The organism is Microbacterium sp. (assembly GCF_035554235.1).
Classification (GTDB): domain Bacteria; phylum Actinomycetota; class Actinomycetes; order Actinomycetales; family Microbacteriaceae; genus Microbacterium.
In genome coordinates this window covers 1-17365 of sequence record NZ_DATMIO010000125.1, presented here as the reverse complement: position 1 = coordinate 17365, position 17365 = coordinate 1, and the positions used below count along the sequence as shown (strand labels likewise).

The 17365-nt window shown below is 70.2% G+C and carries 19 protein-coding genes; 3 read left to right on the top strand and 16 right to left on the bottom strand.

The genetic code is table 11. The features are described 5' to 3' along the window. The coding region (locus VNT50_RS06455; RefSeq protein ID WP_325484279.1) for an aminoacyl--tRNA ligase-related protein at nucleotides 1-896 on the bottom strand (896 nt) is incomplete at its 3' end. A 42-nt stretch (nucleotides 897-938) separates the two neighbouring features. Here VNT50_RS06455 and VNT50_RS06450 point away from each other — a divergent pair. Next, complete coding sequence (locus VNT50_RS06450; protein WP_325484278.1) at nucleotides 939-1979, top strand: diacylglycerol/lipid kinase family protein; 1041 nt, start codon at nucleotides 939-941, stop codon at nucleotides 1977-1979. Between the two features lie 9 nt (nucleotides 1980-1988). Here the strand turns inward: VNT50_RS06450 and cls are convergent, their stop codons facing one another. Both cls and VNT50_RS06440 read right to left on the bottom strand, forming a co-directional pair. Further along, the gene (gene cls, locus VNT50_RS06445; RefSeq protein WP_325484280.1) at nucleotides 1989-3449 is read right to left on the bottom strand and encodes a cardiolipin synthase; all 1461 of its coding nucleotides are present in this window, start codon (nucleotides 3447-3449) and stop codon (nucleotides 1989-1991) included. Between the two features lie 157 nt (nucleotides 3450-3606). Beyond that, on the bottom strand, nucleotides 3607-3795 hold the full coding sequence (locus VNT50_RS06440) for a hypothetical protein (protein WP_325484277.1): 189 nt from the start codon (nucleotides 3793-3795) through the stop codon (nucleotides 3607-3609). 116 nt (nucleotides 3796-3911) lie between these two features. On the opposite strand from VNT50_RS06440, the gene VNT50_RS06435 reads away from it, so the two are divergent. Next, nucleotides 3912-5045, top strand: coding sequence for a DUF4192 family protein (locus tag VNT50_RS06435; RefSeq protein WP_325484276.1), 1134 nt, complete (start codon nucleotides 3912-3914; stop codon nucleotides 5043-5045). Between the two features lie 46 nt (nucleotides 5046-5091). Here the strand turns inward: VNT50_RS06435 and lysS are convergent, their stop codons facing one another. From lysS to tilS, 12 genes are all read right to left on the bottom strand, one after another. Further along, nucleotides 5092-6639: a lysine--tRNA ligase gene (lysS, locus tag VNT50_RS06430; protein WP_325484275.1), complete on the bottom strand. Its 1548-nt coding sequence runs from the start codon at nucleotides 6637-6639 to the stop codon at nucleotides 5092-5094. Between the two features lie 52 nt (nucleotides 6640-6691). Further along, a complete protein-coding gene (locus tag VNT50_RS06425; RefSeq protein ID WP_325484274.1) occupies nucleotides 6692-7396 on the bottom strand; it encodes a DUF2520 domain-containing protein in 705 nt (234 codons plus the stop codon). Next, nucleotides 7393-9069 carry a PH domain-containing protein gene (locus VNT50_RS06420; RefSeq protein WP_325484273.1) on the bottom strand — a complete coding sequence of 559 codons (1677 nt, stop codon included), beginning with the start codon at nucleotides 9067-9069 and terminating at the stop codon, nucleotides 7393-7395. The genes VNT50_RS06425 and VNT50_RS06420 overlap by 4 nt, the downstream gene beginning before the upstream one ends. Next, nucleotides 9066-9653: a PH domain-containing protein gene (locus VNT50_RS06415; protein ID WP_325484272.1), complete on the bottom strand. Its 588-nt coding sequence runs from the start codon at nucleotides 9651-9653 to the stop codon at nucleotides 9066-9068. Before VNT50_RS06415 ends, VNT50_RS06420 begins: the two co-directional genes overlap by 4 nt. Then, nucleotides 9598-10092 carry a DUF3180 domain-containing protein gene (locus tag VNT50_RS06410; protein ID WP_325484271.1) on the bottom strand — a complete coding sequence of 165 codons (495 nt, stop codon included), beginning with the start codon at nucleotides 10090-10092 and terminating at the stop codon, nucleotides 9598-9600. The genes VNT50_RS06415 and VNT50_RS06410 overlap by 56 nt, the downstream gene beginning before the upstream one ends. Continuing rightward, nucleotides 10089-10649, bottom strand: coding sequence for a 2-amino-4-hydroxy-6-hydroxymethyldihydropteridine diphosphokinase (folK, locus tag VNT50_RS06405; protein WP_325484270.1), 561 nt, complete (start codon nucleotides 10647-10649; stop codon nucleotides 10089-10091). Before folK ends, VNT50_RS06410 begins: the two co-directional genes overlap by 4 nt. Further along, on the bottom strand, nucleotides 10646-11014 hold the full coding sequence (gene folB, locus VNT50_RS06400) for a dihydroneopterin aldolase (protein WP_325484269.1): 369 nt from the start codon (nucleotides 11012-11014) through the stop codon (nucleotides 10646-10648). The genes folK and folB overlap by 4 nt, the downstream gene beginning before the upstream one ends. Next, nucleotides 11001-11813 carry a dihydropteroate synthase gene (gene folP / locus VNT50_RS06395; RefSeq protein WP_325484268.1) on the bottom strand — a complete coding sequence of 271 codons (813 nt, stop codon included), beginning with the start codon at nucleotides 11811-11813 and terminating at the stop codon, nucleotides 11001-11003. The genes folB and folP overlap by 14 nt, the downstream gene beginning before the upstream one ends. 46 nt (nucleotides 11814-11859) lie before the next feature. Continuing rightward, nucleotides 11860-12450, bottom strand: a complete 591-nt coding sequence (gene folE, locus VNT50_RS06390; protein ID WP_325484267.1) for a GTP cyclohydrolase I — start codon at nucleotides 12448-12450, stop codon at nucleotides 11860-11862. A gap of 6 nt (nucleotides 12451-12456) precedes the next feature. Beyond that, entirely contained in the window at nucleotides 12457-14460 is a 2004-nt protein-coding gene (gene ftsH / locus VNT50_RS06385; protein ID WP_325484266.1) for an ATP-dependent zinc metalloprotease FtsH, read from the bottom strand. Between the two features lie 111 nt (nucleotides 14461-14571). Further along, entirely contained in the window at nucleotides 14572-15123 is a 552-nt protein-coding gene (hpt, locus tag VNT50_RS06380; protein WP_325484265.1) for a hypoxanthine phosphoribosyltransferase, read from the bottom strand. 71 nt (nucleotides 15124-15194) lie between these two features. Beyond that, a complete protein-coding gene (tilS, locus tag VNT50_RS06375; RefSeq protein ID WP_325484264.1) occupies nucleotides 15195-16199 on the bottom strand; it encodes a tRNA lysidine(34) synthetase TilS in 1005 nt (334 codons plus the stop codon). Between the two features lie 170 nt (nucleotides 16200-16369). Between tilS and ppa the strand changes: the two genes are divergently transcribed. Next, on the top strand, nucleotides 16370-16903 hold the full coding sequence (gene ppa / locus VNT50_RS06370; RefSeq protein ID WP_325484263.1) for an inorganic diphosphatase: 534 nt from the start codon (nucleotides 16370-16372) through the stop codon (nucleotides 16901-16903). Nucleotides 16904-16955: 52 nt separating this feature from the next. Here ppa and VNT50_RS06365 read toward each other — a convergent pair. Further along, nucleotides 16956-17365, bottom strand: a 410-nt coding sequence (locus tag VNT50_RS06365; RefSeq protein ID WP_325484262.1) for a M23 family metallopeptidase, incomplete at its 5' end; no start/stop codon positions are given.

Below are 17365 nucleotides of genomic sequence, written 5' to 3'. Positions count from 1 at the left end.
AGCAGGCGCAGGTGCTCGGCCTCGGCATCCTCGGGCGTCGTGTAGACGAACATCTCGAGCTTGTTGAACTGGTGCACGCGGATGATGCCGCGGGTGTCTTTGCCGTGCGACCCGGCCTCGCGGCGGTAGCACGTCGACCATCCGGCGTACCGCAGCGGCCCGTCGGCGAGGTCGAGGATCTCGTCCTTGTGGTACCCCGCGAGCGGCACTTCGCTCGTTCCGACGAGGTAGAGATCGTCGTCGTCGAGGTGGTACACCTCGTCGGCGTGCTCGCCGAGGAAGCCGGTGCCCTGCATGATCTCGGGACGCACGAGGGTCGGCGTGATGAGGGGCACGAATCCGGCGTCGAGCGCCCGCTCGAGCGCCAGGTTCATCAGCGCGATCTCGAGCCGGGCCCCGATTCCGCGGAGGAAGTAGAACCGCGCCCCCGACACCTTTGCGCCGCGCTCCATGTCGATCGCCTTCAGCTTCTCACCGAGCGCGAGGTGATCGAGCGGCTCGAAATCGAAGGAGGGGATGTCGCCGACCCGGCGCAGTTCGACGAAATCGTCCTCCCCGCCGGCCGGCACGCCGTCGATGATGATGTTCTCGATGCGCCCGAACGCCGCGGTCGCGGCATCCTCCGCCTCGGTGACCGACTGCTGCGCGGCCTTGACCCGCTCCGAGAGACCCTTCGCCTCGGCGACGAGGGCGGCCTTGGCGTCTTTGGGTGCCGCGGCGACGGTCTTGCCGAAGGCATTCTGCTCCGCGCGCAGCTCTTCGAAGGCGGCGATCGCGGCGCGCCGGTCGCGATCGGCCGCGATCGCGGCATCCACGCTCTCGGGTGCGTGCCCGCGCGCCACTTGAGAGCGCTTGACGAGCTCGGGGTCGTCGCGGAGCACAGCAGGGTCGATCACCCGATAAGTCTAGTCAGCGGGTGTGCGGCCTAGAGTGTGTGCATGACCGCCCCCGCCGACTCGCCCGCTCCGGGCGTGGGCCGGCTGCATCCCGCCAGGCCCACCCGGCGCCGCGCGGCACTCGTCTACAACCCGATCAAGGTGAACGCCAAAGAGCTGCGCACCCTGGTCAAGAAGCACTCGGCGGCGGCCGGATGGGGCGAGCCGGCGTTCTTCGAGACCACGGTCGAAGATCTCGGCGCCGACGTCGCTCGCAAGGCGCTGGCCGAGGGCGCCGACGCGGTGCTCGTCGCGGGAGGCGATGGCACGGTGCGCGCCGTGTCGGAGGCGATGAACGGATCGGGCGTCCCGATGACGATCGTGCCGAGCGGCACCGGCAACCTCCTCGCCCGCAACCTGAACCTCCCCCTCGACAGCGCGGCGAAGATGGTGCGCGCGACGTTCGACGGCGATGTGCACCCCGTCGACATCGGCATCGTCCGCATCACTCGCGCGAACGGGTCGGCCGAGGAGCGCGCGTTCGTCGTGATGTCAGGCGTCGGACTCGACGCGGCCATGATCGCGAACACCAGCGCACAGCTCAAGAAGACGGTCGGCTGGGTCGCCTATGTCGACGGGGCCGCGCGGTCGCTGCCGTTCGCCAAGCCGTTCCGGGCCATGTACCAGCTGGATGGCCACCGGCTGCACTCGACGAAGGCGCAGAGCGTGCTGTTCGCGAACTGCGGTTCGCTGCCCGCGGGCATCAGCCTCGTGCCCGACGCCTCGATCATGGACGGCAAGCTCGATGTCTGCATCATCAAGCCCGCCGGCATGTTCGGGTGGGCGCGGGTGTGGCGCCGCATCTGGTGGGAGAACAGCGTGATGCGCCGCTCGCGCGCCGGTCAGCGGGCGCTCGCCCGTCGCCCCGAAGACGCCTCCGTGCGCTACCTCCGCGGGGTGACCGTAGAGGTCGCTACCAATCCCCCGCAGGCGCTGCAGCTCGACGGCGACGAATTCGGCGAGGCCACCCGCGTGCGGTGTCGCATCGTCGAGGGCGGCCTCCTGACCGTGGTGCCCAAGGGGCACACCATGCACGGAATCTGAGCCCGATTCCTACTGCAGCGCGCTCGTGAGGCGAGCGAGGTTGTCGAGCACGGTCGAGCGGAGCGGCTGCTTCTTCCATTCCTCGAGCGTGAGCTCGCGACTGAGGGTGCGGTAGCTGTCCTCGACATCGCGCATCTCGCGCACGAACTCCTCGCCGCGCACCAGCAGGGAGATCTCCATATTGAGACCGAACGATCGCATGTCCATGTTGCTCGAGCCGATCACCGCGACCTCGTCGTCGATCGTGAAGCACTTGGTGTGCAGGATGTAGGGCTTCTTGTACATCCAGATCTTCACGCCGGCGCGCAGCAGCGTCTCGTAGTAGCTGCGCTGCGCGTGAAAGACCATGGCCTGGTCTCCCTCTTCGGACACGAAGAGCTCGACCTCGAGTCCGCGCTGGCACGCCGTCGTGATCGCGAGCAGCAGGCCCTCGTCGGGAACGAAATACGGGCTCACCATGATGATCTTGCGCTGCGCGTAGTACAGCAGGCCCGCGAAGAGCCGGAGATTGTTCTCGACCTCGAAGCCCGGCCCCGACGGCACGATCTGGCAATCGAGGTCGCCCGGGCCGGGCGAGACATCGAAGAGCCCGATCTCCTCCGCGAGCACCTCGTCGGTCTCGCTGTACCAATCGGAGAGGAACACCGCATTGATGCTCGCCACGATCGGCCCCTCGAGCCGCACCATGAGATCCACCCAATGCAGTCCGCGCCGGAGGTTCTTCTTCAGGTTGTAGGTGGAGTCGGTGACATTCTGCGACCCCATGAACGCGACCTTGCCGTCGACGACGAGGAGCTTGCGGTGGTTTCGCAGGTCGGGGCGCTGGTACTTGCCCTTGAACGGCTGCACGGGCAGCATGAGGCGCCACGCCGCACCCATCGCGTCGAGGCGCTTGAGCGTCTTGCGATAGAAGGGCTTGCCCTGATTCGCCCAGTGGTCGAGGAGCACGCGCACGACGACGCCCCGGGCGCAGGCCTCCTCCATGGCGCGGAAGAAGTTGTCGGTCGCGGCATCCGCCTGCAGGATGTAGAACTCGACGTGCACGTACTCGCGAGCGTCGCGCATCGCAGCCGCCATCGTGTCGAGGCTCTCCTGATAGTCCGAAATGAGGTGCGCGTCATTGTCTCCGGCGAGTGGCATCGCACCGAGCGCCCGGTTGAGCGTCACGAGCGACGTGAACCACTGCGGGGCGTGCGGACGGAGGGTGCCGAAGTCGAGGTGCTCGCTCGTGTCGTGGATGTAGTCGTTGATCTGCTCCTGCTTGCGGCGGCGCTTGCGCGGCAGGCGCGGGTTGCCGATCAGGAGGAACAGGAAGACCCCGATGAGGGGGATGAAGTAGATGGCCAGCAACCAGGCCATCGCGGCCGTCGGCTTTCGATTGCGCGGCACGACGATGATCGCGGCGATGCGCACGGTGATGTCGAACACGAACACGAGCACGACCCACCATGTCCAGTCGAAGGTGATCACCACCTGCAGGTCCCCCTCGCCGTCACCTGACTCAGCGTATCGGCACGGCCGACTGGCGCCCGTTCACCGGGCGCGAGCGATTCGCGCCGGGCGCAGGCGCCGCGGTTGAGACGCGGGCGTCAGGCGAGAGTCTCAGGCGAGAGTCTCAGGCGGGGGCTCAGCCGCGGGGATCGGTCGGCGTGGGCGCCATCCCGCGCTTCGCGCGTTCCTGGGCCTCGATGTCGGCATAGACGTTGCGCTCGGTGCGATCCATCCGCAGGATGCCGCGGAGAACGAAGAAGAACAGCGCGCTCACGACGACCGTCGGGAGCAGCGACCACAGCACCGCCGCCCAGTAGTTCTCCATGCCTCCCATGGTACGCGGGGTTCAGCGCTCCCTCCCCAAGCGCCTCTCAACACCGCCGGCGGGACCGCCCTGTGGAGAGCGTTCGCCGCGGCGCACGGCCAGGCGAGGCTCGGCGCATGACAGCCATCATCAAGGCCGCGAACGCCGCCGACTTCCTCGTCCTCGTCCCCCACCTCGCCGGCTACACGCCGACCCAGAGCATCGCCCTCGTCCCCTTCCACGGCAATCGCACGATCGGCGTGATGCGCTTCGACCTGCCGCCGGCCGATGCCGGCGACGAACTGGACCGCATTGCGGCAACCTTCGTCGGGATGGTCTGCAAGCTGGCGGATGCCGATGGCGTGACACCCGTGGTGTTCACTGACGACCCGTTCCGGAGAGACGACGACATCGTGCACGGCGAGCTCGTGCGCGCCGTCATCCGCCGCGCCGACGCGTGCGGGCTGCGCATCGTCGATGCGCTGTGCCTCGCGGCGGACGGCTGGGGCTCCTACCTCGACCCCGAGTGCCCTCCCGAGGGACGGCCGCGTACCGAACTGCCCGCCGAGCTCGCGGTCCCCGAGCCGCGCGATGTCTCGGGAGACCAGGCCGCGGGTGTCGAACTCCCCGCGGCCGACCTCGCCGAGAAGGAGCGGGTCGGTGCCGCACTGCGCAGCATCGAGGCGACCGCGCGGGTCGTCTGCGGCGAGGCCGATCCCGCCTCGATGGCCGACCTCGATCCGCGGGCGATCGCCGCCGTGGGCCGGCTCGATGACATCCCGTTGCTCTTCGAAGACGCCCTGCACTGGGACACCGAGCATCTCGAGCCCTTCGAGGCCGCCGCGCTCATGTGGTGCCTCGCACGCCCGTCGCTCCGCGATGTCGCGCTCTCGCAGTGGAGCGGCGACATCGTCTCGGGCGACGACGCCCTCGAAGCGCAGCGGCGCTGGGAGGACGGCGAGGCCTATCCGGACGATCTCGCCCTCGTCATGTTCGGCGAGGGTCCGCGTCCCGATCCCGAACGGCTGCAGAAAGGGCTCGACCTCGCACGGCGCCTTGCCGCCGCGGCGCCCCGCGATGCGAAGCCCGCGATGCTCGCGACCGCCTCATGGCTGGCGTGGGCCCTCGGCCGCTCGACCTACGCGCACTGGCACTGCTCGCGCGCACTCGAGCTCGACGCCGACCACGGGCTCGCCGGGATCGTCGCCTCGTTCGTGGAGGCCGGGCACCTGCCGGAGTGGGCGTTCGACCGTCCCTGCCCCGGTGACTGATACCGTCGGTCGCCGGGTTCCACCGTTCGGTGGCCGGCTCAGGTCGCTACTTGACCAGCGGAAAGAGGATCGTCTCGCGGATGCCGAGCCCGGTGATCGCCATCAGCAGCCGGTCGATGCCCATGCCGAGACCGCCCGAGGGCGGCATTCCATGCTCGAGGGCGCGCAAGAACTCCTCGTCGATGCGCATGGCCTCCGCGTCGCCGCGCGCGACGAGCCTCGCCTGCTCCTCGAAGCGTTCCCGCTGGATGACGGGATCGACGAGCTCCGAGTACCCCGTGGCCAGCTCGAAGCCGCGCACGTACAGGTCCCACTTCTCGACCACACCCGGGATGGAGCGGTGCTCGCGCACCAGCGGGCTGGTGTCGAGCGGGAAGTCCATCACGAACGTCGGGCGGACGAGGTCGCCCTTCACGAAGTGCTCCCACAGCTCCTCGACGAGCTTGCCGTGCGTCGCGAGCGGGGGCTCCTCGACGCCCTCGCGCACGGCGAGCGCACGCAGCTCGTCGAGCCCGGACTGCGGCGTGATGTCAACGCCCGATGCCGCCGAGAGGGAGTCGTACATCGAGAGGCGGTCCCACTGGCCGCCGAGGTCGTACTCGGTGCCGTCGGCCCAGGTCACGGTCGTCGAGCCCGCGACGGCGCGTGCGGCGTTCTGCACGAGGTCCTGCGTCAGGTCGGCGATGCCGTTGTAGTCCGTGTAGGCCTCGTAGGACTCGAGCATCGCGAACTCGGGGCTGTGCGTGGAATCGGCCCCCTCGTTGCGGAAGTTGCGGTTGATCTCGAAGACGCGATCGAGCCCGCCCACGACGGCGCGCTTGAGGAACAGCTCCGGCGCGATGCGCAGGTAGAGCTCGGCATCGAACGCGTTCGACTTCGTGACGAAGGGGCGCGCCGAGGCACCGCCGTGCTGCACCTGCAGCATCGGCGTCTCGACCTCGATGTAGCCCCGGTCGGCGAACGTCTGGCGGAGCGAGGCGTTGACCCTGGCCCGAGCGCGCACGGTCTCCCGTGCCTGATCGCGCACGATCAGATCGAGGTATCGACTGCGGACGCGGCTCTCCTCGCTGAGCTCGGAGTACATGTTCGGCAGCGGCAGGATCGCCTTGGCCGCGATCGCCCACTCGGCCACCATGATCGACAGCTCGCCGCGGCGGCTCGAGATGACCTCGCCGCTCACGAACACGTGGTCGCCGAGGTCGACGAGCTCCTTCCACGCCTGCAGCGACTCGTCGCCGACGACGGCGAGCGACACCATCGCCTGGATGCGGGCGCCGTCCCCCGACTGCAGTGTGGCGAAGCAGAGCTTGCCGGTGTTGCGACTGAACACGATTCGCCCGGCGACGGCCGCCGTCACGCCCGTCTCGGCGCCCGCCTCGAGGTCGGCGTGCCGCTCGCGGAGCGCGGGGATCGTGTCGGTGATCGGCACGCCGACGGGGTACGCGCCGCCCGCGGCATCCACCCTCTCGGCCATCAGGCGCTCGCGCTTGGCGAGCCGCACGGACTTCTGCTCGAACACTTCGGCAAGCTCGGCGCGGCGGATGTCGTCGTCGGTGGGTGTCGGGGCGCCGGTCGCGGCGGTCGCTTCGGTCATCGGTCGGGGCTCCTCGAAAGTCGGGCCCAGTCTACCGGCGGGCTCCGGAGCGCTACGGCGTGCCCGGCGGCACGTCCCGCCGGGGTGGCGCCTCGGCGAGTGCCTGATCGACGGTCGAGCGCACGAGGGCCGAGAGGTAGCCGCCGGGATTGTCCACCCCGATCTCGCGGAGCAGGCCCGTCGCCTGGTGCACGATCGTGCGCGAGAACGAGGTAGCGATGGCGATCGCCTCGGCGTAGGCCGCGCGATCCTCCTCGGCGACGACGACCGGTTCGCAGCCCAGCTCGACGGCGAGGGCCTGCGCGATGGGCAGCACGGGCGCGGGTGCGGTCACGGCCGCGTACGACGCGGCGAGCTGGCGGAGATCGATGCTCGTACCGGTGAAGGCGACCGCGGGGTGCACGGCGAGGGGGATCGCCCCGCGCTCCGTCGCCGGTCGCAGGATGTCGATGCCGTGTGCGGCATCCGTGTGCATGACGAGCTGCCCGGGCTGCCACGCGCCGACGTCAGCGAGCCCGGCGACGAGCGACGCGAGCTCGTTCCGGGGCACAGCGATCACCACGAGCTCGCTCCGGCGCACGACCTCGAGCGCGTCGAGCACGGGCACGCCGGGGAGCACAGCCGATGCGCGGTCGTCGTCGGAGCCGGAGGTCATGCCGAGAACGGCGTGCCCGGCGCCCCCGAGCGCAGCCCCGATGACCGGACCGACCTTGCCCGCCCCGATGATGCCGACGCCGAGCCGACCGTCGCGGCTCACGGGCCCTCGCCCCACCGGTGACTGCGATCGACCGACGCCGCCGCGACCGCGGAGTCCGCGACATCCTGGAACAGACGCAGGGCTCCGTCGCGATCGATCGCCGCGAGCGTGCCCCACACAGGTCCCGACACGGTCTGCACCCGCGCGGTGACGACGCGCAGCATCCGATCGACCGGTCCCTGGTGCAGCGCGATGCTCTGCAGCCGCGCGAACGGGAAGATGCCGAGCTTGCGCCAGATCACCCCGCGCCGCAGCAACAGCGCGTGGGGGGAGACCAGGTACCCGTTCCGTCGCCACGAGAAGATCCGGATGATGCGCGCACGCCCCGGGGTGTTCGAGTACGGGTCGTCGGCGCGCGGACCGAGGATGCCGTGCTCGAAGATCAGCGGCCACTCCTCCTCGGGCAGGCCCGGCATCAGCAGCCGCAGCACGCGCTCCACGTCTTCGCGGGTGCCCACGGGGAGCACGGTCGTGAACTGGTCGGTGGTGGTGTCGGCCGCGCTCCGGCCGGTGAGGCGGTTGATCCGCACCGTCCACCATCCGGCGGGGCGCCAGAAGATCGACTGCGACACCTCCACTGCGTGCACGCGCCCCGGCGGAAGCGTCTCGGTGACCGTGGTGAAGAACCCGAACGTGATGCGCAGCCCGTCGCGGGTCGGCGCGATCGAGTAGCGGAGGGCTTTGATGATGCTCGAGAACCAGTACGCGCCGAAGCCGATGATGGCCGGAATGAGGCTGAACAGCGCCCACGTCGCCCCGAGGAAGGCGGCCACCGCGACGCCGATCACGAGGGCGATGAGGGCGAGCGTCCACCCGCTCAACAGGTGCGAGATGATCAGCCGTCCGGGTGGGATCGTGACGACGCTCTCGGGCTCTTCCGGCGCCGCCTCGGCGCCGGCGATGAGACCGTTGATCCCGTGGCTCACGGTCGATGTGACCGCGTGCGTGCGGCTCGCGCGGGCGGGGGAAGCCGAAGGGTCGGCCTTCGCGAGGCGCGCCCCCGACGCCAGTCCCAGGATGTCGGAGCGCACGTCCTCCGCGTTGCCCGTGGAGAGGTAGTCGAGCTTGACGTTCGCGTCGAGGCCGGCGCCCACGACCTCGAGCTTCGCCATCCCGACGAGCCGGGCGAACAGCGGCCTGGTCAGGTTGACGCCCTGCACGCGATCGAGCGGCGCCCGGCGCTGGGTGCGGAACAGTATGCCGCTGCGCACCTCGACGCGGTCCTCGGTGATGCGGAACGTATGCCACCGCCACGACAGGTAGAACCAGCCGATGAGCAGGAGGACGATCCCGAGCACCGCGAACGCGGCCAGGACGATGAGGTCGTGCTCGAAGATCCAGTCGACGGGGTCGCCGTACCTCCAGTTCTCGGTCGACGGGGCCTCGGGCAGAACCCAGGGCAGGAACGTGGCGATCAGGCGGTCCCGGAGGTTCGCGATGACGATGCCGGCGACCACGACCAGGAAGAACCCGCCGCGGAACAGGGGCGTGAGCGGGTGCAGCCGGTGCCACTCGCCGTCGCTGAGCGGGGAGCGGACTGTGCCCTGCGGCGCTGTGCCCTGCGGCGCTGTGCCCTGCGGCGCTATGCCCTGCGGAGCCGTGCCCTGCGGCGGGGAGTGATCCAGCGGCGGGGTGGTCTCCGGGGACGTGCCGTTCTCGGGGACGGTGCTCACAGCCCTGTCCGGCGGGTCTCGGCGACCTCGATGAGCACATCGCGCAGGTCTTCGGCGGTCGCCTGCGGCAGGCCGGGGATCACGACTCCCGTCGCCGCGGCCGCGGTGACGAGCTTGAGCTGGGCGATGCCGAAGCCGCGGTCGAGCGGCCCGTGCGTGATGTCGACGAGCTGCATGCGACCGTAGGGCACGGCGACGAAGCGCTGCCACAGGATGCCGCGGCGGAACACGAGGTCATCGGTGCGAAGCTGGTAGCCGTAGGCCCGGGCCTGGCGGGGCAGGATCGCGATGGTCCACACGAGGATGACGAGGAAGATGCCGCCGGGGATCCACGCCCAGGCCTGATGCAGCACCTGCGTGAGCACCAGCAGCGCGGCGATGAGGATGACCAGCATGGTGCCCGACGAGATCAGCTGCACCCAGACGTATTTGGGCGAGATCTGGTGCCACTGGCCGTCGGCGAGCGCGAGCCGCGCTTGGTTCTTCGGCTCGCGCAGCTCGGTGAACGTGCCGGCATCGAGCGCCGGCTCAGTGCGTGCGCGGCTCTGCTCCGGGACTGGGTTCTGATCCGGCATGTGCGTCATCGTCGTCCTTCGGAAGGGTGCAGAAGTGCTCGGCGACCAGGGCCGCGACGACCAGCACTGCGCCGCACGCGGCGGTCGCGATGATCGTCCCCGACGAGCCTAGCGGCGGGTCGATCGGGCGGGTCAGGAGGTAGGCGCCGAGCCCCAGGGCGAAGCCGCCGACGGCCGCGCCCACGATGCTCGACGCCTTGGCCAGGATCGCGATGCGCAGCGCGCGGAACGGGTTCACTCGCGCCCGCGTCTTGCCCCGGATCGCCCGGCGGATCGGCCACGCCAGCCCGAGCGACACCGCGGCGAGCAGCAGCAGCATGATCGGCAGGCTCACCGCGGGCGAGAACGTCGGGCGTCCCGACACCGTGAGGGCATGGTCGACGAGGAACCCCGCGACCGCGCCGAGCAGCGCGGCGAGAGCCAGGATGCCGGCACCGGTGCGCTTCACTCGCGCCCGCCTTCGCGGACGGCGGCGAGCAGGTCGGCGACCCGGCCGCTCCCGGGAAGCACGGCGTCGGGATCGACCGCGAGCCAGGGCTCGAGCACGAAGTCGCGCTCCGCGGCGCGGGGATGCGGAAGGGTCAGGGCCGGGGTGTCGACGATGACGTTGCCGTAGGCGATGAGGTCGAGGTCGAGCGTGCGGTCGCCCCAGCGCGGTTCCTGGCCCCCCGCAGGGGCGCGACGCTCGCGCCCGTGCGCCGCCTCGATGCGGTGCAGCAGGGTGAGCAGCACCGTCGGGGCCAGTCGCGTGGTCACGAGGGCGACGGCATTCAGGTATGGCGGGGCATCGGCATCCGGACCCTCGAGCGTCACCGCGACCGATTCGATCGGCGTCGACACCGATATCGCGTCGACGAGCGGCAGCCGCGCGATGTCGCGCACGGCCTCGTCGATGGTCTGCGCGCGGTCGCCGAGGTTGGACCCGAGGGCGACGACGGCGACGGATGCCGCGTGCGGGGGGCGGTTCGGGTCCCCGCCGATCGGCTGGGCAAGGCCGCGGCTCACGATCGCCCCCGCCGGATCGTGACCGAGACATCCGCGAACGGCACCGGGATCGGGGCCGACGGCTTGTGCACGGTGACCACCGCGAGCGTCACCCGCCCATCGGCGAGGAGGTCGTCGGCGATGCGCTGCGCGAGCGTCTCGAGAAGGTTGACGGGCTCACCGCCGACGATCGCCGCCACACGCTCCGACACCTCGCCGTAGTGGATCGTGTCGGCGACATCGTCGGTCTCGGACGCCTTGCGGGTCGATGTGTGAATCGTGACGTCGATGACGAAGTCCTGGCCCTGCTCCCTCTCGAACTCGAACACGCCGTGCCGCCCGAATGCCCGGAGGCCGGTCACGCTGATCTCGTCAGGAAAGTCCACGACCACCACTCTTCCACGCGCCGGCCACGCGCAGAGCATCACGGGTCGAGGCCACATCGTGCACCCGCACGGCCCACGCGCCCGCCGCTTCGGCGAGCACGCTCGTCACCGCCGTCGCGAGGTCGCGGCGCTCCAGTGACGCCTCCGCGCCGAGCGCGTCGGCGAGGAATCGCTTGCGCGAGGTTCCGAGCAGCACCCGGTGCCCCAGCGAGACGATGTCGCCGAGGCTCTCGAGAAGGCGCCAGTTCTGCTCTGCGGTCTTCGCGAATCCGATGCCCGGGTCGACGATGATGCGCGAGGGAGGGATGCCGGCCGCCTGGGCCGCCTCGACGCGGTCGAGCAGCTCGCCGGCGACCTCCCGGCCGATCTGCACATACTCGGCGCGTGCGTACATGTCGGCCGACGGGCCACGCCAGTGACCGACGATCAGCTCGGCGCTCGTGCCTGCCACCGCCGCCAGCATTCCGGGGTCGGCGAGGCCGCCCGAGACATCGTTGACGATCGTCGCCCCGGCATCCACCGCGGCGATCGCGGTCGCTGCGTTCATGGTGTCGACGCTCACGGTCGCCCCGTCCGCGGCGAGCGCGGCGATGACGGGCAGCACGCGCTCCCGTTCGATGGCGGCCGGCACCCGCTCGGCACCGGGGCGGGTCGACTCGCCGCCGACATCGAGGATCGCGGCGCCCTCCGCGCGCAGCCGGCGGCCGTGGGCGACCGCCTCGGCGTGGTCGGCGAATGCACCGCCGTCGCTGAAGGAGTCGGGCGTCGCGTTGACGATTCCCATGATGAGCGTGCTCATCCGAAGGCACCGTTGAGCGTGCTCATTCGAACGCACCGCTGAGTGCTCATCCGCGGGGCGCTCCCACCAGCGCGATGAGTTCGGCCCGAGCCGCGGCATCCGCCAACTCGCCCCGCGCGGCGATCGTGACCGTCGACGAGTCCGGCTGGCGGTTGCCACGCGTCGTGACGCAGCCGTGCACCGCCTCGAGCACGACGAGCACGCCGCGCGCATCGAGCGCATCGGCGATCGTGTCGGCGATCTGCTCGCCGAGCCGTTCCTGCACCTGCGGGCGAGAGGCGAGCACATCGACGACGCGGGGCAACGCCCCGAGGCCGACGACCTGTTCGCCGGGAAGGTAGGCGATGTGCGCGCGGCCGATGAACGGCAGCAGGTGATGCTCGCACACCGAGCGGAAGGCGATGTCGCGCAGCATCACAGCACCCGAGGGGAGCGTGTCGGGGGCCGGACCCCGCGAGACGCTGATCGTGTGCGCGAGGGGCGCGCCCGCATCCTCTCCGATGCCTGCGAAGAACTCCCCGTAGGCATCGGCGACGCGCTGCGGTGTCACCTTCAGGCCCGGGCGGTCGGGGTCCTCCCCGATCGCGACGAGCAACTCACGCACGAGCGCGGCGATGCGCTCCTTGTCGACGGCCATGGGCGCCTAGGCGGTCGCGGGGCGAGCCTGCCCGGAGGGGCGGCGGCGCGGTGCCTTCTCGGTCGAGGCCTCCGCCTCGACGTCGGCGGCGACGCCCGCGGGCTGGGCGCGCTGGGGGACATCGACCGGGGGCAGCAGCGAGACGGGACGCTCGTTGCTCGAGAGCCATTGGGGGCGCGGGGGGAGCTTGCGCACGTCCTTGAACAGCTCCTCGAGCTCCAGGTGGTCGAGGGTCTCCTTCTCGAGCAGCTCGAGCGCGAGCTTGTCGAGCAGGTCACGATTGGAGTTGAGCACCTGATAGGCCTCGTTGTGCGCGAGCTCGATGAGCGCCCGCACCTGCGCGTCGATGCGCTCGGCGACCGCCTCGGAGAACTCGCGACCGTGGCCCATGTCGCGGCCCATGAAGACCTCACCGCTTCCGGAGCCCAGCTTCACGGGGCCGACGTCGTTCGTCATCCCGTACTCGGTGACCATCTTGCGCGCGATCCCGGTCGCCTTCTCGATGTCGTTCGACGCACCCGTCGTGGGGTCATGGAACACGATCTCTTCCGCGACGCGGCCGCCCATCGCGTAGGCGAGCTGGTCCTGCAGCTCGTTGCGCGTGATGGAGTACTTGTCATCCAGCGGAAGGACCATGGTGTAGCCGAGAGCCTTGCCGCGCGGGAGGATCGTGATCTTCGTCACGGGGTCGGTGTGGTTCATCGCCGCCGCCGTCAGTGCGTGCCCGCCCTCGTGGTAGGCAGTGATCAGCTTCTCCTTGTCCTTCATCACGCGCGTGCGACGCTGCGGACCGCCGATGACGCGGTCGATCGCCTCGTCGAGGGCGCGGTTGTCGATGAGCTGGGCGTTGGAGCGCGCGGTCAGCAGGGCGGCCTCGTTCAGCACGTTGGCGAGGTCGGCTCCGGTGAAGCCGGGCGTCTTGCGGGCGACGACCTCGAGGTCGACGCCGTCGGCGAGGGGCTTGCCGCGTCCGTGCACCTCGAGGATGCGCTTGCGGCCCTTGAGGTCGGGGGCGTCGACGCCGATCTGGCGGTCGAAGCGGCCCGGACGCAGCAGGGCGGGGTCCAGGATGTCGGGGCGGTTCGTCGCCGCGATGACGATGACGTTGACCTTCGGGTCGAAGCCGTCCATCTCGACGAGCATCTGGTTGAGCGTCTGCTCGCGCTCGTCGTGGCCGCCGCCCATGCCGGCGCCGCGGTGCCGGCCGACGGCGTCGATCTCGTCGATGAAGATGATCGCGGGGCTGGACTCCTTGGCCTGGTTGAAGAGGTCGCGCACGCGGCTCGCGCCGACGCCGACGAACATCTCGACGAAATCCGAGCCGGAGATCGAGTAGAACGGCACGCCGGCCTCGCCGGCGACGGCGCGGGCGAGCAGGGTCTTGCCGGTTCCGGGAGGGCCGTACAGCAGCACGCCCTTCGGGATGCGGGCGCCTACCGCCTGGAACTTCGAGGGGTCCTTCAGGAAGTCCTTGATCTCCTGCATCTCTTCGATCGCCTCGTCGGCGCCGGCGACGTCGGCGAACGTGACCGTCGGGGTCTCCTTCGTGACGAGCTTGGCGCGCGACTTGCCGAACTGCATGACCTTGCTGCCGCCGCCCTGGGCGGAGGAGAGCAGGAACCAGAAGAGCACACCGAGCAGCAGCAGCGGCAGCATGAGCGAGAGGAGGCCGTCGAACCAGTTCGGCTTCGGCACCGCGTCATTGAACCCGTCGGCGGGATCGGCCGCGTTGATCGCGTCGACGACCTCGGCCGCACGCGCGGTGACGTAGTAGAACTGCACGTCGCTCGCACCCTCGTACTCCTTCGAGAGCTTCATGTCGACGCGCTGGTCACCGTCGGTGTTGAGCACCTCCGTGACCGTGTCGCCCCTGAGCAGCTCGAGGCCTTCCTGGGTCGAGACCTGCTTGGCGCCGCCGAGGGTCGAGATGAGCGAGAAGCCCACGATGAGGAACACGCCGATCAGCAGCACGTAGATCAGCGGGTTGCGGGTGATCTTCTTGAAATCCATGATGTGGGGCCGAGCCCCGGAGCCCTTCTATCGGCACACGCCATCCCGGCGTGGATTCAGGGTATCGCGGCTATCTTGTGCCTTGTCTGGAGATTCGCCCTCGGCGTACCGCTAGGAATAGACATGCGGCGCGAGCACGGCGACGTCGCGCAGGTTGCGGTAGCGCTCGGCGTAGTCGAGGCCGTAGCCCACGACGAATTCGGTCGGGATGTCGAAGCCGACGTACCGCACGTCCACCTGCACCTTCGCCGCGTGGGGTTTGCGCAGGAGCGCCAGCACCTCGACCGACGCGGCGCCGCGCGACGCGAAGTTCTGCAGCAGCCAGCTGAGCGTCAGTCCGGAGTCGATGATGTCCTCGACGATCAGCACGTGCCGGTTGTGCAGGTCGGTGTCGAGGTCCTTGCGGATCTGCACGACGCCGCTCGAGGACGTGCCGGCACCGTAGGAGGAGACGGCCATCCAGTCCATCGGCGCGACGATGGGAAGGGCGCGGGCGAAATCCGCCATCACCATCACGGCGCCCTTGAGCACTCCGACGAGCAGAAGGTCTTTGCCCTCGTAGTCGATCGCGACCTGCGCCGCGAGCTCCCGGAGCTTGTCCTGGATCTGCTCCTCGGTGACGAGGACGGTCGTGAGGTCGCCGGGAATGTCCGCTGCGCGCATGGCACGAGTCTAGGGCGCTCGTCCGCCGCGCACCGGGCGGAGCAGGGCGCCGGCTTTGCACGCGGCGGCGGTCAGGATGCCGTGAATTCGATGCGCCCGCCGGCGCGCCGGGCGCGGCATCCGGGCAGATCCACGGGTCCTTGGCCCGACCAGTCGGTGACCAGGCGCGCGACCTCGAGGGTCTGCGACCGGGTCAGGCTCTCGTGGAATTCGCTGGCGACGACGTGCCGGATGATGCGGTTCCGCAGCGCCGCAGGGTTGGCGGCCAGTGCGGCCACCGACACCGATATTCCCGCCTCGGCATGCTCGACGATGTCCTCGATCGTCTCGTCGATCATGTCGCGGAAGGCATCGGCGTCTTCGCGCAGCTGCTCCGCGGTGCGGGCGAGCGCCTCCGCCACGCCGGGTCCGAGCTCGGCCTCGAGCACGGGCAGCACGCGCTCGCGCACACGCACACGGGCGAACGCGGGGTCGCTGTTGTGCGGATCGTCCCAGGGCTCGAGCCCGCTGGCGGCGCAGAAGGCGCGAGTCGTGGCGCGGCGCACGCCGAGCAGGGGGCGGATGCGGCGGCCCGAGCTCGCCGCCATCCCCTGCAGGCTCGCGGCTCCCGACCCGCGGGCGAGTCCGAGCAGCACCGTCTCGGCCTGGTCATCGAGGGTATGCCCGAGCAGGATGCCGGAGGCCCCGAGTTCGTCCGCCAGTGCGTCGAGCGTCGCGTACCGGGCGTCGCGGGCGGCGGCCTCCGGACCGTCGGGGTGCGCGGCGTCGACCGAAACCCGCAGCACCCGCGCCTCGAGCCCGAGCGCCTCGGCGACGGCGGCGGCGCGGGCCGCGACATCCGCCGACCCTTCCTGCAGGCCGTGGTCGACGATGCCGGCAACGGCGCGGATGCCGAGCTTCGGCGTCTCGAAGGCGGTGGCGGCGGCGAGCGCCAGCGAGTCGGCGCCGCCGCTCAGCGCGACCACCACGGCCGCCACGCCGGCCGCGGCATCCTGGCTCTGCAGCGCCGTCAGCGCGCGCCGCACCGCCAGCCGCACTTCGGCGACGGCGGGAGACAGGGGGCGATCGGGGCTCATCGCCCCCACGTTAGCCGTGCCGCGCGTACCGCGTGCAGGACGGGTGGGGCGCGTGTGTTCGCCCAGGCCCGCTCGCGGCCGGTTGGCGGCGGTTGAGCCTGAATCCGGTACACCGAGCGGTGCGCAGTAGGCTGATCTGCGGCATCCACCCCTCAGCAAGGAGCACACGCATGGGCGCACACGACGCCGTCATCGAGATCCCCCGCGGCAGCCGCGTCAAGTACGAGGTCGACCACGGAACCGGTCGCGTGTTCCTCGACCGCGTGCTCTTCACCCCCATGGGCTACCCCGCCGACTACGGCTTCTTCGAGAACACGCTCGGCGAGGACGGCGACCCGCTCGACGTGCTCGTGCTGCTCGATGTCACCCTGTTCCCGGGCGTGATGGTCAACGTGCGCCCCGTCGGCGTGCTGAAGATGATCGACGAGGCCGGGGGCGACGACAAGCTCGTGGCGGTGCTGACCAAGGACCCCCGCTGGAGCCACATCCAGGACCTCGACGACGTGCCCGACTACACGAAGAAGGAGATCGAGCACTTCTTCGAGCACTACAAGGACCTCGAGCCCAACAAGTGGGTCAAGGTCGATTCGTGGGCCGGCAAGGCCGAGGCCGACCGCATCCTCGACGAGGCGATCGCCCGATTCCAAGAGCACGAGGGCCAGACCCGCACGCAGGGCGAGGGCGAAGCGCCCAAGACGGTCTGAGTCGCACGTCGCGGGCCGGGTCCTTCGGGCCCGGCCTTCTGCGTGGCGCGGACTAGACCGAGACGCCCCGGGCGGCCATGAAGTCGATCGGGTTGACCGTGCGGCCGTTCTCGTAGGTCTCGAAGTGCAGGTGGCATCCGTAGGAGTTGCCCGTGTTCCCCTCGAGGGCGATCAGCTGACCCGCACCCACCCACTGACCACGGGAGACGCGGAACGCGAGGATGTGGGCGTAGCCGGTGCCGATGCCACCGCCGTGGTCGAGCCGGATGTAGTTGCCGTATCCATCGTTGCCCCCGGCGTAGTTGACGACCCCGGCGTGGGCGGCGTAGATCGCCGCTCCGCAGCCCGTGGCCAGGTCGACGCCCGCGTGGAATCTGCTGCCGCAACCCGAATTGCCGCACGGCGGGGTGCGGTAACCGTACCCGGAGGTTCGAACCCCGGATGAGGGGCGGGCCCAGCCGC

Bases quoted from the DNA above. Each gene is read 5' to 3' on its own strand.
- VNT50_RS06450 (WP_325484278.1), top strand. From the start codon at position 939: ATGACCGCCCCCGCCGACTCGCCCGCTCCGGGCGTGGGCCGGCTGCAT.
- VNT50_RS06440 (WP_325484277.1), bottom strand. From the start codon at position 3,795: ATGGAGAACTACTGGGCGGCGGTGCTGTGGTCGCTGCTCCCGACGGTC.
- VNT50_RS06435 (WP_325484276.1), top strand. From the start codon at position 3,912: ATGACAGCCATCATCAAGGCCGCGAACGCCGCCGACTTCCTCGTCCTC.
- lysS (WP_325484275.1), bottom strand. From the start codon at position 6,639: ATGACCGAAGCGACCGCCGCGACCGGCGCCCCGACACCCACCGACGAC.
- VNT50_RS06415 (WP_325484272.1), bottom strand. From the start codon at position 9,653: ATGACGCACATGCCGGATCAGAACCCAGTCCCGGAGCAGAGCCGCGCA.
- folP (WP_325484268.1), bottom strand. From the start codon at position 11,813: ATGAGCACGCTCATCATGGGAATCGTCAACGCGACGCCCGACTCCTTC.
- folE (WP_325484267.1), bottom strand. From the start codon at position 12,450: ATGGCCGTCGACAAGGAGCGCATCGCCGCGCTCGTGCGTGAGTTGCTC.
- ftsH (WP_325484266.1), bottom strand. From the start codon at position 14,460: ATGGATTTCAAGAAGATCACCCGCAACCCGCTGATCTACGTGCTGCTG.
- hpt (WP_325484265.1), bottom strand. From the start codon at position 15,123: ATGCGCGCAGCGGACATTCCCGGCGACCTCACGACCGTCCTCGTCACC.
- tilS (WP_325484264.1), bottom strand. From the start codon at position 16,199: ATGAGCCCCGATCGCCCCCTGTCTCCCGCCGTCGCCGAAGTGCGGCTG.
- ppa (WP_325484263.1), top strand. From the start codon at position 16,370: ATGGGCGCACACGACGCCGTCATCGAGATCCCCCGCGGCAGCCGCGTC.